Annotated in this window: 10 protein-coding genes; 3 read left to right on the forward strand and 7 right to left on the reverse strand. The window is 65.0% G+C overall.

All coding sequences use genetic code 11. The annotated features are described in order from the left end of the window. The first annotated feature begins 33 nt into the window (after nt 1-33). A complete protein-coding gene (locus ACFWO3_RS10440) occupies nt 34-3,483 on the forward strand; it encodes a TM0106 family RecB-like putative nuclease (RefSeq protein ID WP_378576906.1) in 3,450 nt (1,149 codons plus the stop codon). On the opposite strand, the gene ACFWO3_RS10445 is transcribed toward ACFWO3_RS10440, so the two are convergent. Together ACFWO3_RS10445 and ACFWO3_RS10450 are read right to left on the reverse strand one after the other, a co-directional pair. Further along, on the reverse strand, nt 3,470-4,642 hold the full coding sequence (locus ACFWO3_RS10445; RefSeq protein WP_378576908.1) for an amino acid deaminase/aldolase: 1,173 nt from the start codon (nt 4,640-4,642) through the stop codon (nt 3,470-3,472). The two genes, ACFWO3_RS10440 and ACFWO3_RS10445, sit on opposite strands and share 14 nt — an antisense overlap. A 76-nt stretch (nt 4,643-4,718) precedes the next feature. Beyond that, nucleotides 4,719-5,360, reverse strand: coding sequence for a TetR/AcrR family transcriptional regulator (locus ACFWO3_RS10450; protein ID WP_378576910.1), 642 nt, complete (start codon nt 5,358-5,360; stop codon nt 4,719-4,721). Nucleotides 5,361-5,437: 77 nt separating this feature from the next. Between ACFWO3_RS10450 and ACFWO3_RS10455 the strand changes: the two genes are divergently transcribed. Further along, nucleotides 5,438-6,751: a D-arabinono-1,4-lactone oxidase gene (locus ACFWO3_RS10455; RefSeq protein ID WP_378576912.1), complete on the forward strand. Its 1,314-nt coding sequence runs from the start codon at nt 5,438-5,440 to the stop codon at nt 6,749-6,751. A 42-nt stretch (nt 6,752-6,793) separates the two neighbouring features. Here the strand turns inward: ACFWO3_RS10455 and ACFWO3_RS10460 are convergent, their stop codons facing one another. From ACFWO3_RS10460 to ACFWO3_RS10470, 3 genes are all read right to left on the reverse strand, one after another. Continuing rightward, complete coding sequence (locus ACFWO3_RS10460; RefSeq protein WP_378576914.1) at nt 6,794-7,762, reverse strand: adenosine deaminase; 969 nt, start codon at nt 7,760-7,762, stop codon at nt 6,794-6,796. Continuing rightward, a complete protein-coding gene (locus ACFWO3_RS10465; RefSeq protein WP_378576916.1) occupies nt 7,759-8,952 on the reverse strand; it encodes a class I adenylate-forming enzyme family protein in 1,194 nt (397 codons plus the stop codon). The genes ACFWO3_RS10460 and ACFWO3_RS10465 overlap by 4 nt, the downstream gene beginning before the upstream one ends. 80 nt (nt 8,953-9,032) lie before the next feature. Continuing rightward, nucleotides 9,033-9,839, reverse strand: a complete 807-nt coding sequence (locus ACFWO3_RS10470; protein WP_378576918.1) for an enoyl-CoA hydratase/isomerase family protein — start codon at nt 9,837-9,839, stop codon at nt 9,033-9,035. On the opposite strand from ACFWO3_RS10470, the gene ACFWO3_RS10475 reads away from it, so the two are divergent. Next, nucleotides 9,838-11,277, forward strand: a complete 1,440-nt coding sequence (locus ACFWO3_RS10475) for an FAD-binding oxidoreductase (protein WP_378576920.1) — start codon at nt 9,838-9,840, stop codon at nt 11,275-11,277. The two genes, ACFWO3_RS10470 and ACFWO3_RS10475, sit on opposite strands and share 2 nt — an antisense overlap. On the opposite strand, the gene ACFWO3_RS10480 is transcribed toward ACFWO3_RS10475, so the two are convergent. Both ACFWO3_RS10480 and ACFWO3_RS10485 read right to left on the reverse strand, forming a co-directional pair. Continuing rightward, entirely contained in the window at nt 11,216-12,724 is a 1,509-nt protein-coding gene (locus tag ACFWO3_RS10480; RefSeq protein WP_378576922.1) for a DHA2 family efflux MFS transporter permease subunit, read from the reverse strand. The genes ACFWO3_RS10475 and ACFWO3_RS10480 overlap by 62 nt on opposite strands. Next, entirely contained in the window at nt 12,721-13,359 is a 639-nt protein-coding gene (locus ACFWO3_RS10485) for a PadR family transcriptional regulator (protein ID WP_378576925.1), read from the reverse strand. Before ACFWO3_RS10485 ends, ACFWO3_RS10480 begins: the two co-directional genes overlap by 4 nt. Between the last annotated feature and the right edge of the window lie 98 nt (nt 13,360-13,457).

Below are 13,457 nucleotides of genomic sequence, written 5' to 3' on the forward strand. Positions count from 1 at the left end.
AACATCGTCGGTGGGCGGTGGCAGAATCACCGCATGTTCCTACTCGACGACTCGATCGTCTACAGCGCCGCGGACCTCACTGCGGCCGCGGCATGCGAGTTCGGCCTGCTGCGTCGGCTGGATGCGGCACTCGGGCGGATCGAGGCTCCCCGGGTCGAGGACGATCCGATGCTCACCCGAACGTCCGGGTTGGGCAGTGCTCACGAGCGCAGGCATCTCGATTCACTGAAGGCGCGCTTCGGCGACGGTGTGGTCGAAATGGAACGGCCGAAGCACGATCGACAGGGACTGCTCGAGGCAGACGCCGCCACTGTGAACGCATTGCGTGGTGGCGCCGATGCGGTCTACCAGGGCACGTTCTTCGACGGCCGATTCCTCGGCTTCTGCGACTTCCTCGTCCGCGAGAAGGACTCCGTCGCGGTGTACGACACCAAGCTGTCGAGGCACGCCCGAGTGCCCGCACTCCTCCAGTTGGCCGCATACGCCACGGCTCTCGCCGCACACGGAGTTCCCACCTCACCCGAGGTTCATCTCCTGCTCGGCGACGGTACGGCCACCAGCCACTCCCTCGGCGACATCGCCCCCGTTCTCGCAGCGCGGCGAGCCGCACTCGAACACATACTGGACACCCACCAGAGCGAAGAAGGGTCCGCAGCGTGGGGTGATCCGCGGTACACGGCGTGCGGTCGTTGCGACACGTGCGCGCCCGAAGTGGAGGCCCACCGTGATCTCCTCCTGGTGGCCGGAATGCGGACGCTCCAACGGTCGCGCCTCGTCGCCGGCGGCATCACGACCATCGACCAGTTGGCCGCCCACACGGGCAAGATCGAGGGCGTTCACGACCGCACTCTCATCGGCCTCCGCGAGCAGGCAACGATCCAGCTGCAACAGGAACGATCAGGCAATCCCGAGTTCCAGGTCCAGAGTCCCGAGGCGCTGTCGGCGATTCCCGCGCCCGACCCGGGCGACATCTTCTTCGACTTCGAAGGCGACCCCCTGTGGACGGAGGACGGCGACGCCGACTGGGGTCTCGAGTACTTGTTCGGGGTGGTCGAAGGCACCGCAGACCGGTTCGTGTTCAAGCCGTTCTGGGCGCACGACCGCGATCAGGAGCGTACGGCACTCGTCGCCTTCCTCGATTACGTCACCGAACGCCGCCGCCGGTATCCGGACATGCACGTCTACCACTACGCGGCGTACGAGAAGTCCGCGCTCCTCCGCCTGGCCGGAAGGCACGGTGTCGGTGAAGACATCGTCGACAATCTGCTGCGCGACAACGTCCTCGTCGATCTCTACCCGGTGGTCCGAGGCGCCCTGCGCATCGGCGAACGGTCGTACAGCATCAAGAAACTCGAACCGCTCTACATGGGCGATCACCGGCGCGACGGCGACGTCACCAATGCTGCGGCCTCCGTCGTCGCGTACGCGGACTATTGCGAACTGCGTGACAGCGGCAGGTCGGAGGAAGCAGCAGCTTTGCTCCAAGGTATCGCCGACTACAACGAATACGACTGCGAATCGACTCTCCTGCTCCGTGACTGGCTACTCGCCCGTGCCGAGGAACACGCGGTGACACCGCGGTCGGCCGGTCAGGAATCACTCGCAGTTGTCGACCCACCGTCTTCGACCGAAGTAGCTCTTCGCGAGTTCGCCATGGAGAGCGGCAGATCCAGCGATGACGGGCGCGCTGCCGCTCTGGTGGCCGCTGCGGTCGGCTACCACAAGCGCGAGCGAAAGCCCTTCTGGTGGGCGCACTTCGACCGCTTGGACGCATCCGCGGACCTGTCCGACATTCGTGACGTTCTTCAGGTCGCCGCCGCGAGGGTCGACAAGGACTGGCACAAGAGCACATCGAGGCAGAAGAAGCAGCGTCGGCATTCGACCTTGGTCGGGCGTTTCGGAACCGGAAGCACGGTCGGCAAGGGCACCACGGTATTCAGCTTGTACGGCACACCAGCACCCGACGCGGTGTCGGGAGAACACTCTCATCTGCGAGGATGTTGCAGAGCCACCGTCATCGACGTCGGTAAGGACGAAATGCGCCGTGACGTCGTGCAGATCGAGGAACTGTTGGACGGCGACGAATACCTGGACTTCCCCATCGCTATCGCACCAGGTCCACCGATCACCACCGATCGAATCGAGTCCTCGATTCTCGAAGCTGCGAGGCAGGCTTCGGACGCACTACCCGCGCTCCCCCGCACCGCGGCCATCGACATCCTGCGCCGGATCGACCCGCGAACCACGAGCGGCGAGGCCCTGCCGCGTCCGGACGGGAACGACTATGCGTCGGCCATCACCGCGGCGCTCCTCGATCTCGACAACTCGTACGTGGCCGTCCAGGGCCCGCCCGGCACCGGCAAGACTTTCACCGGCGCGCGAGTGGTGAAGGCTCTCGTGGAGAACCACGGTTGGCGAATCGGTGTGGTCGCGCAGTCTCATTCGGTCATCGAGAACATGTTGGGAGCCGTCGTCAAGGCCGGAGTGTCCAAGGACCTGGTTGCGAAGAAGGACGGGCGCGGGCGGACCACTCCGTGGACCGAACTCGACGCCAAGGACTATCCCGGGTTCCTCGACCGGTCGGCCGGAACCGGTTGCGTCATCGGTGGCACCGCATGGGATTTCGCCAATACCGATCGGGTGCCCCCGGGCTGTCTCGATCTCCTCGTCATCGACGAGGCAGGCCAGTTCGCGTTGGCCAACACCGTTGCAGTGAGCGGATCCGCGCGCAATCTCCTTCTGCTCGGGGACCCGCAACAATTGCCACAGGTCAGCCAGGGCACACACCCCGAACCGGTCGACGAGTCCGCGCTCGGGTGGTTGGCAGCGGGGCACGGCGCATTGCCTCCCGAACGCGGATACTTTCTCGAACGCACCTGGCGGATGCATCCCGATCTGTGTGCACCCGTGTCCGCGCTGTCCTACGACGGCCGGCTGCATACGCAGGAATCGGTTTCCGGGGCACGGTCGCTCGCGGGTACGCCGCCCGGTGTCCACACGGTCTTCGTGGAACACCGGGGCAATTCGACCCAATCCCCCGAGGAGGCCGACGAGATCACGACAACGATCGCGAAGCTGCTCGGGCTGCGGTGGTCGGACCCTCATGAGAAGGTCGTCGATCACCCGATGGGCGTCGAGGACGTTCTCGTGGTCGCCCCGTACAACGCTCAGGTCGCCCTGATCGAGCGACGCCTGGCCGCTGCGGGCCTCGCCGGGGTGGAAGTGGGCACGGTCGACAAGTTCCAAGGACGAGAAGCACCCGTCGTCATCGTGTCCATGACCGCATCGGCCATCGAGGACGTCCCCCGGGGAATGTCGTTTTTGCTGTCGAGGAATCGACTCAACGTCGCGGTGTCCCGTGCGAAGTGGGCAGCGTTCGTGATCCGGTCGACGGCGCTGACCCAGTACGTACCGAGCACACCCGAGGGTTTGATGGAGCTCGGAGCCTTCATGCGACTGACATCGACGGTCAGCCGAAGTTGAGGCCTTCGCCGCGGTATGTAGGGACGGTCGAGTGCGTTCCGTCGGAGTCGACCAAGTGCACGATGTTGAAGCGTTCGCACAACTCTCCCGCTTTGGCGTGGCGGAACCACACACGGTCGCCTATCGCGAGGTCGACTGCGGGTCTTCCCGTTACCGGGGTCTGAACTTCTCCGGCGCCTTCGTTCCGGGTCACCTTCAGTCCGCGTGGCCACGTCGGCGAAGGAACCCGCGACTTCCCGACAGGACCGGAGGCGATGTAGCCGCCACCGAACAGGGTGGCGATCTCGGGTGTCGGTTTCCGAACCGCGGGCAGGGCGAAGAACAGCGCAGGACTCGGCGCAAACGAGCGGTAGCGGTCGAACAGCGTCGGCGTGTAGAGGCCCGATCCGGCAGTCACCTCGGTGACGGTGGGATCCGCGGAACTCACTTCGAGGGAGCCGGTCCCACCGCTGTTGACGATCTCCAGTTCACCGACGACCTCCTGCACTGCGTTCACGACAGTGCCACGGCGCGTGGATAATTCCTTCGCAGACGCGCGTTTCATCCATTCAACAGGACGGTGCGTGTCGGGAAGGCCGGCGATCTGCGCCTCGTAGAACATCACTCCGGCAACAACGAAGTTCTCCGCGGACGCCTTCTTTGCCAGCGCCGCGACCTCGGCGGGATCACGAAGAGGAGAGCGCCGCACTCCGATGTGGATCGGCCCCACCCGCAACGAAGAATCCACGTCGATACACACGCGCACACCCGGGGCGTCGGCGGCTGCGCGGATCACGTCGAGATGGGTGGGCGAGTCGATCATCAGCGTGATTCGGTCGCGCAGTGAGCGGTCGCCGGCCAATTCGGCCAGTGCCGCACGGTCCGTCGTGGGATAGCCCATCAGGACATCACGGGCACCCGATCGCACCAACCAGATCGCCTCGCGCAGCGAGTACGCCATGATCCCGTGGAACCCGTTCGCCTCGGTGAGACCTTCTCCGAGGGCGATCTCGAGTACCGCCCGGCAGCGCACGGACTTGCTCGCGATTCGCACAGGGGTTCCGTCGGCGCGCCGCACCAAGTCGGCAGCGTTGGCCCGCAGCGTGGTCAGATCCAGAGCCGCCAGAGGCGGATCGAACGTGTCGGTCGCGGCGGCCAGGCGGTCAAGTGTCGGGCTCACGTGATTCCAATCGTCGCTGATCCAGACCAGTCAATCACCCAACTGGACGAATGTCCAGATTCGAGCCGGAACAGCCTTACGCTTCAGTCGCCTTGTCCGCGACCACCCGCACCAGATCGTCCAGTGCGGCAATCATGGCCTCACCGTCCCGATCGACCAGCCACCGAAGCACGAGGCCGTCCAGTACGGCCAACGCAAACCGTGACACCGACTCGACCGGCTCCAACCACCGCACTTTCGCCATGCGTGCACATTCCTCGAAGAAGCCCGCCGCTTCGTCGTCCATGATTCGATACTGCTCGTTGGCGATCTCGCCCGCGTGCTGCGCTCCCCCTGCTCGGTGACGCAGCGACAACGCGGTGATCTCGTACGTCAACAACTGACGATCCGGCGTTTCCTCGAGAATGGGCCACATCGCACTGAGACCGATGTGCAGCAGTTCGCGGAGCCCAGTCACGCCCACGAGCTGCGGCGCATGACGCACCTGCCCGAACGCCACCCGCAAGGACTCGCTCAACTGCAGGACGAGCGCCTGCCCCATTGCGGCGAGCAGCGCCTCCTTGCTTTCGAAGCAATAGTGCACGACGCCGAGAGATACGCCCGCTTCCTCTGCGACCGCGCGCACCGTCACGGACGCAACGCCCCGTTGTTCTGCAATCGCGAGCGCGGACTCGATCAACTGAGCCCGACGTTCGTCTGCAGGAAGCCTGTTCAGCATGTGTCGATCGTAGATCGACGTCGGCGTCCCACCGGGGATATTTGCCTGGACGGTCGTCCAAGTTCATTATTGTTCGCATGGCACTGGACACGTGGCGCAACTGGGCAGGCACACAATCTGCCCATCCGCATCGATTCGAGACTCCGCAATCGGTGTCCGAACTTCGGAAGATCGTGCAGGATGCGGCGCGCCGCGGACTACACGTGAAGGCCGTGGGTGCAGGGCATTCGTTCACCGGCGTCGCAGTCACGGACGGTGTACTGATCAACCTCGACGCCCTGACCGGCATCGAAACCCTGAACTTGATCGCCGACGGCGCCCACGTCACCGTCCTGGCGGGCACTCGTCTCCACGACCTCAACGAGATGCTGTGGTACCGCGGTTTCGCGATGACCAATCTCGGCGACATCGACGCTCAGTCCATCGCGGGCGCAATCTCCACCGGAACGCACGGCACGGGTGCCGGGTTCGGTGGACTCGCAACGCAGGTCGTCGGTCTTCAGATCGTCCTTTCCGACGGTTCGGTTGCCGACTGCTCCCCCACGGAGAACGCCGAGCTGTTCGAGGCCGCCCGTCTGGGCCTGGGTGCCATCGGAATCCTCTCGAAGATCACCCTCCACTGCGTTCCGCTCTTCTCGCTGACCGCCGTCGAAGCACCGGAATCGCTCGACGACACCCTCGCGCAACTCCAACGCGACCGAGAACTCGTCGACCACTTCGAGTTCTACTGGTTTCCACACACCCGCCGGACTCAGACGAAACGCAACACGCGACGGCCGCGCAACACACCGAACACCCCCGTGCACCCCGTGCGTGCATACGTCGAGGACGAAATTCTGAGCAACGCCGTCTTCGAGGGCGTCAACCGAATCTCCACACTCGTGCCATCGGCGATTCCGCGGATCAACCGACTCACCTCTCGCGCGCTCGGTCGTCGCGAATTCACCGACCGCAGCTACCGCGTGTTCGCCTCCGCACGGCGTGTCCGATTCCGTGAGATGGAGTATGCGATACCCGCAGACGCGTTGGAAGCGACCCTCACCGAGATCGACAACTGGGTGAATCGCTCCGGATTCACGGTGGCGTTTCCCGTCGAGGTCCGCTTCGCCGCCGCCGACGACGTCTGGCTGTCCACCGCCCACGGCCGCGAAACCGCATACATCGCCGTGCACCAGTACCACCGACGTGAACACGAAACCTACTTCGATGCGGTCGAGCAGATTGCCCGTGCCGTCGACGGACGTCCGCACTGGGGCAAGATGCACAGCCGTACCGCCGACGATCTCCGTTCCACCTATCGCCATTTCGACGACTTCCTGGCCGTCCGCGACAAATACGACCCGGATCGGATGTTCGACAACCCATACCTGCAGCAGGTCCTGGGCCGGTAACTGACGCAACCGAGTTCGAGTCGGCAGGCCGTGGCGCCGGTATCAGAACTCGGCGAGCAGTTCCGCCTTCCGCGCATCGCTCGCGAAGGCAGCACGGATCGAGTTGCGGGCCAGCAGATCCCGCTCGTCGTCCGTCAGGTCGATGCCACCGCGAAGAGCCTCGAAGTTGTCGTCCACGTAGCCGCCGAAATAGGCAGGGTCGTCGGAGTTCACGGTGACGACGAGCCCCTCGTCCATCATGCGGCGCAGAGGATGGTCCTCGATGGAGTCGAACACCCGCAATCGGACGTTCGACAACGGGCACACCGTGAGCGGAATCTCCTCGTCCACGAGGCGCCGAACCAACTCCGGATCCTCGAGGGCGCGCACACCGTGGTCGATGCGCTCGGCCCCGAGCAGATCCAGTGCCTGCCAGACGTATTCGGGCGGCCCCTCCTCGCCCGCGTGGGCCACCACGTGCAGACCCTCGGCACGAGCACGCGCAAACACGTCCTCGAACAGCGACGGCGGATTGCCGACTTCCGCCGAGTCGAGTCCGATCCCGACGATCGGCGCCCGCATGGCGAGAAGGTCACCGAGCATGTCCGCGGCCTCGCCGACCGGCCTGTCCCGCAACACTGCGGCGATGACACTCGTACTGAGGCCGAAATCTCGTTCGCTGGACGCGACCGCATCCGCCATCCCGTCCACGACGGTTTCCAACGCAACACCCCGTGCCATGTGGGCCTGTGGGTTGCAGAAGACCTCCGCGTGCGCGACGCCGGCTCCGGCTGCCCGCTCGAAGTAGGCGCGGGTGAGATCGGCGAAGTCCTGCTCCGTGCGCAGCACCCGCATGTTGGTGAAGTACAGATCGAGGAACGACTGCAGGTCGGTGAACTCGTAGCGTGAGCGCAGGTCGTCCATGTCCTTGTACGGCAGATCGATTCGATTCCGATCGGCGAGCTCGAAGATCAGCTCCGGTTCGAGAGACCCTTCGATGTGCATGTGCAACTCGGCGACCGGACGACTCATGCAACTGCCTTTCGGGACGTGATCCGCACGAATCCTTCGTCGTCGACCGACGCGGAATCGCCCGTGTGAAACCAGCCACCGGTGAAGCTGTCCGCGGTCTCCTGCGGCCGGTTCCAATAGCCACGCGCCACACCCGGACCGCGGCAGAGAAGTTCGCCGAGACCACGCTCGGCGTCCGGTCCAAACAGTGCCACTTCCATTCCGCCGTATGCAATTCCTACGGTGCCGACGTCACCGACTCCGCACCCGTCCGGCAGCACGAAGCCCACCCCGCAAGTTTCGGTGAGTCCCCAACTCGCGAAGTGCTTTGCGCCGGGAAACGCTTCTCGGAGCGCGGCCGCATCCCGCATACCGAACCCGTCCCCGCTGTAATCGATCCACCGCACGGTGCGACGTCCGAAATCTGTGACGTCGTGTGTCTCGAGCGCGGCCAGCAACGTCGCCGGCGTCGCCGTGAGAACGTCGGCAGCGCTCGACCACCACGCCTCCACCTCGGTGCTCGTGGTGAGAACGACCGTGCCGCCGACCGCCAGCGTCGACAACACCTCCACTGCGGACGCCACGGTCTGCAGGTCCGGATCGACCACGAGGTTGCGAATCCCGGCATCACCGAAAGCCCTGAGGTGGACGATCGACTCGATGCTCGACAGAAGATTCTCGTTGCTGAGCTCGACGCCGGTGGCATGCCCACTGTCGAAGGTATAGGCGAGCAGCGCCATCTCCTCGAGAGCCGCGCCGTCGTCGATGAAAGCGATGCCCTCGGGCAGCTCCGACGCCAGTGTCATCATCGCGCCGCTGTCGTCCTCGACGAGGTGGACCCGGTCTGCTCCCCAGGCCGGATCGACCGTGACCGGCACGGCGCCCGCCAGAACTATCCCGAGGAAAGCCTCCACCCAGCGCGCACCCACCGGCTGACAGACCGCCACCCGGTCCCCGATCTCGACTCCGTGAGCCTTGAGGCCGCCCGCGACGTGTGCGGCGGACTGCCACAATTTGGCGTAGGTGAGCGACTCACCGCCCAATTCCTCCACAGCCGTCCGATCCGAGAATCGGTGAACGGCGATGTCCAGAAGCTCCGACAAGGACGGTTCGAGCCCGCCGTACCGCAGTAACCCGTCGCGCCCTCGCACCATCCTGTCGTCGCGGAGAAACCGCCGACTACTCGGATACTCCACAAACGATGACGACATCCGCACCTCCGCTCTCGCGATCAGTACAGACGACTATATGGCGTAGGTCACATTTCGTCTCGCAACGTGCGGCGTACGGCTCATCTACCCGAGTAGGTGGCCTTGCCCGGTCCCACGTCGAGGAAGCTCCGGACCGCGCCGATCAAGTCCTCCGTTTCGAACAGGTCACCCGAGACCGTCGGTGTCACGGAGTCGGCGTGCGCGATTCCGCCGGACCGCCAGGCCTCGACGATCTGCTTGGTGGCGGCGTGCGCTCGCGTCGGACCATCCGCCAAACGGGCAGCGAGGGCTCGGGCCGCCTCGTCGACGTCCTCGTGCACCGCATTGACGACGCCCCAGGCATGCATCGTTTCCACGTCGTACAGATCGCCGGTCATCACCAGTTCCCGTGCACGCCCCGAGCCGGCGCGCTCGGCGAGACGCTGCGGCCCACCCATCGACGGGGTCAGCCCGACGACCGTCTCGACGAGACCGAACTTGGCCCTGGGACCGGCGAGGATGATGTCGCAGGCGAGTGCGATCTCGAAGGCAGCCGTGAGTGTCAGTCCGTGCGCCGCGTACACGACGGGGCACGGCAACGCCTCGAGCGGATGACACACCGTCGCGAACAGTTCCTGCCACAGTTCGGCACCCTGCTCGGCGTCGAGACCCGAGAAGACCTTGACGTCGACGCCGCCCGAGACCACCTTGCCTTCTGATCGCAGCAGCACCGCGCGCGGTGGGTGGTCGGTCAGTTCCGCCACACGTGCCCGTACCGAATCGAACATGTCCTGGTCGAAAAGGTTGAGGGGTCCGTGCGCGAACGTCAGGATGGCAACTTCTGCGCCCCCATCGGTCGTCACTCGTTCCAGTCGCGTGGGCTGATCCGTCTTCGAAGACTCGGTCATGACGACAGAGTGCCACAGGTCCCGGGCCTACGATCATGGGGTGACCGAGGAGCACACGACGACTGTCCTGGAAGAGGCCCTCGCCGCGGTGGTGGGCGGCAGGTACGTCACCACCGATCAGGCGATAGTCGGCCCGCGCACCACCGATCACACCGGCCGCCACAGCGGCCGAGCCGTCGCTCTCGTTCGTCCCGCGAACACGGCTCAGGTTGCCGCGGTGCTCGCCGCCTGCCGAGAACACGGGGCAAAGGTCACCGTGCAGGGCGGTCGCACCGGCCTCGTCGCCGGCACGGTGCCCGAGAACGACGACGTTCTGCTGTCCACGGAAAGACTCGTCGACGTCGGCGCCGTGAACCACGACGAAATGCGCGTCACGGTGGGTGCGGGCGTCACCCTGGCTCGTCTGCACCAGACCGCAGCGGACGCGGGGCTGCTTTTCGGTGTCGACATCGCGTCGAGGGACTCGGCCACCGTGGGTGGGATGGTCGCAACCAATGCCGGCGGACTGCACACGGTCCGCTACGGCAACATGTCCGCCCAGGTGACCGGGCTGGAGGTGGTACTCCCCGACAGTTCCATCGTGCGGCGCACACCCCGAGTCCCCTCGGACAACACCGGCTACGACCTGCTGTCCCTGTGGGCAGGCAGCGAGGGAACCCTCGGGATCGTCACCGCCGTCGACGTTGCCCTGCGACCGGTTCCTTCTCGTCGAGTGTGTGCGCTGGCGGGTTTCGATCGACTCGAGGACGTGATCGACGCCGGCCGGATTCTGCGTCGGTACGGCGCCGTGGACGCCCTCGAACTGATCGACGGTCGTGGCCTGAGGCTCGCCGCCGAGTATCTCGGAGCATCGGTTCCGACGGGCCTGCCGTGGCACCTCCTCGTCGAGTTCTCAGGTAACGAGGATCGCACCGAAGAGTTGGCAACTGCGTTGTCGCGCTGCAATATCCGCGACGAACCGGCCGTGGGTACGGACGCGACAGGCCGTGAGCGGGTGTGGGCCGCTCGCGAGGTCTTCGCCGACCTGGTCGGGCTGTTCGGCCCGCCCGTGAAGTTCGACGCGGCCCTACCGCTCGACACGTTGGCCGATTTCGCAGCCGAGGCGGTGACGACCGTCGGCCGGCTCGCCCCCGACGCACTTCCGGTTCTGTTCGGTCACATCGCGGAAGGGAACATCCACTTCAACGTGTTGCGCTGCCCCGACGACGCGGAGATCTACCCCGCGATCCTCGAGGTGGTCCGCAGCCACCACGGAAACGTGAGTTCCGAACACGGGGTCGGCACGCTCAAGCGCAACTACCTGGACCTGACGTTGTCACCCGAGGACATCAGCACCATGTGGACGCTCAAGAAAGCCCTCGACCCGGACGACTACCTCAATCCTGCAGTGCTCTTTCCGGATTCGTTTCGGTACCAGCCGAGACGGCTTCGGCAGTAGCCTGCCCACCCGGACGTGCGAAGAACACCGCGGCGACGAAGCCCACGAGCAGCACGACAGCAGGTAGCCACATCGACTCGGACATCGCAGTACTGAACGGGTCACGAACGAACTCCGGCAGCTGCTGCGTGGCTGATTCCTCACTGCCGCCACTCAACCCGCCTGCCGAGAGGCGCGCGGTGATGAGGGCACCGATGGCCGCACTGCCGAGCACCGCACCCACCTGCCGCGTGGTGTTGTACACGCCCGCACCGGCACCGGCCTTCTGCGGTGGCAGGTTGTGGGTGGCTGTCGCCGCCAGCGGAGACCAGATGCACGCGTTGGCGAGACCGATCAGTCCGATCGGCAACAACAGGTGCCACACCTGTGCCTGCGGCGTCATCACGGAAGCCAACCAGCCCAGCGCCACCGCGAACATCAAGAACCCCGTGCCAGCGATGTATCGCGGGTGGGTGCGGTCGACCAACCGCCCGACGAAGGGCGCGAACACGCCAGTCAGAACTGCCATCGGAACCAACAATAGCGCCGACGTCGTCGGGGTCATGCCCCGAACGGCCTGTGTGTAGAACATCAGCGGCAAAACCATCGCGGTGATGGCGAACCCCATCGCGGTGATGGCCACGTTCGCGAGCGAGAAGTTGCGATCGGCGAAGAGCCCCAGAGGAACCAACGGTTCTCTTCTGCTCCACGACTGGTACCAGACGAACATGCCGAGAATGACCAGACCCGCACCGATGGAGAGCAATACGAGCCCCGACCAGTCGTAGGTACTCCCCTCCTGGATACCGAACACGAGGAAGAACATGCCCGCGGCACTCAGGAACACACCTGGGATGTCGAAGCTGTGGCTGTGAGTCGGCAGGGTCGGCACCAGTCGCCACGCCATCACGAACGCGATCACACCCACCGGGACGTTGACGATGAAGATCCATTCCCAGCCGAGGTTGTCCACCAGAACACCGCCGGCGAGCGGGCCCACCAACGTCGCCACACCGGCCACTGCGCCCCACAGGCCCATGGCGGTTCCACGGCGGTCCGGCGGGAACGTCCGGGTAATGACCGACATCGTCTGCGGGGTCATGAGCGCCGCGCCGAAGCCTTGGAACACGCGAGCGACGATCAGCATCGCGATGGACTCCGACAAACCGCACCACAGTGATGCGCCGGTGAACAGGACCAGTCCGATCAGGTAGACGTTCTTCGGGCCGAACCGGTCACCCAACCGGCCAGTGACCAGCAGCGGTACGGCGTAGGCCAGCAAGTAGGCACTGGTCACCCACACGACACTGTTGATGTCGCTCTGCAGGTCGTTCATGATCGCGGGATTCGCAACGGCGACGATCGTGCTGTCGACCAGAATCATGAAGAATCCGATGACCAGCGCCCACAACGCCGGCCATGGACTCCGCTCCGTGGTCGACTCCGGGCCGACGCTCTCGGTAGTCATTTGTTGTCCCCTGTCTGTTCCGCCGGCTGTCCGGTGAGTCGAATCGAGCGCTCGATGCTCTCGACGAGTTCTTGTGAGAGCCAGGGGATCTCCCCGGTCTCGAGTTGTTCGATCACGCCTGTCAGCCACTCACGTTCGGCACGCGCGACGACCTGTAGATATTCTTCGCCGAAGCGAAAGATGCGGGGTAGGTTCATTTCGTCCGCCATGACCCACTTTTCGGACACGGCATCGATCTCTTCGGACAGGGCCGCGATCCGCTTTCGGAGCAATCCGATGACGGTCTCGACGTCGAGATTGTGCGCTTCGGCCAGGGCAACAGGAAAGCGCGCGTACTCGTTGACCGGGACTTCCAGCATGCGGTGGAGAGTGCCTTCGATGGCCCCCCGCCCGGCATCGGTGATCTCGTACGTCGTGCGCTCCGGCCGCTTGCCGTCGCGGTCGGTGCCGACCGCGACCACCATTCCGTCCCGCTCGAGTCGATCGACCGTGTGATACAGCGACCCCGGTCGGATCTTGACCAGACGCTCACCGCGTCGAAAAGCCGCCAGCTGGTACATCTCGTACGGGTGCATGGCTCGCTCACCGAGTAGCCCGAGGACGGTCACAGCGAGCGGAGTCAGGTCCGAACTCACTTCGCTTGCCTCCATCCATCAGATACCCCACTCCAAATAGTCCACATGGAATATACGCTCGTATCCTCGCTCGAGCAACGGCGCCGAATACTCGGGCC

The organism is Rhodococcus sp. NPDC058521, from assembly GCF_042719695.1.
Lineage (GTDB): Bacteria > Actinomycetota > Actinomycetes > Mycobacteriales > Mycobacteriaceae > Rhodococcus_F.